The organism is Mesorhizobium sp. M7A.F.Ca.MR.362.00.0.0 (genome assembly GCF_004023175.1).
Taxonomy (GTDB): domain Bacteria; phylum Pseudomonadota; class Alphaproteobacteria; order Rhizobiales; family Rhizobiaceae; genus Mesorhizobium.
On the sequence record NZ_RZTF01000518.1, the window covers coordinates 1 to 666 of the forward strand.

Here is a 666-nt window from a genome sequence, read left to right on the forward strand (position 1 = left end):
GGAATCAGACAGCATCAGCCGGACGCTGCAGCGTTCTTCTTGCGGCGCTTGAACTGCGCAATGCGCTTGGGCGCATGCGACTTCAGCGCGTCACCCCGTCCCGACAGGCTCGGATTGGTCATGAAATATTCCTGCGCGTTGAACGGTTCCTCGCCCTCCTCCAGCACGACGCGCCGGGAGGTTCCATCAGCCAATACGTCGAAACTTTGCTGATTGTCCATGATGTTGCCCAGCATGATCTGGCCAAGGATCTGTTCGTGCACAGTTGGATTCGTGATCGGCACCATGGTTTCGACGCGGCGGTCGAGATTGCGCGGCATCAGATCGGCCGAGGAGATGTAGACGATCGCCTCGTCCGACGGCAGGCCGTGACCGTTGCCGAAACAATAGATGCGGCTGTGCTCGAGAAAACGGCCGACGATCGATTTTACGCGGATGTTTTCCGACAGGCCCGGAACCTGCGGCCTCAGGCAGCAGATGCCGCGCACGACCAGGTCGACCTCGACGCCGGCCCGGCTGGCATCGTAGAGCGCGTCGATGATAATCGGATCGACGAGTGCGTTCATCTTCATCCAGATGCGCGCCGGTTTCCCCTGCACCGCGTAGGCAATCTCGTCGGCAATGTGCTTCAGGATGCGGCTTCTCAGCGTGAACGGCGAGATCGCA

Annotated in this window: 1 protein-coding gene; it reads right to left on the minus strand. The window is 60.4% G+C overall.

The window, feature by feature from the left end:
• Window positions 1–14: 14 nt before the first annotated feature.
• The coding region (locus tag EOC06_RS44245) for a phospholipase D-like domain-containing protein (protein ID WP_368773615.1) at window positions 15–666 on the minus strand (652 nt) is incomplete at its 5' end.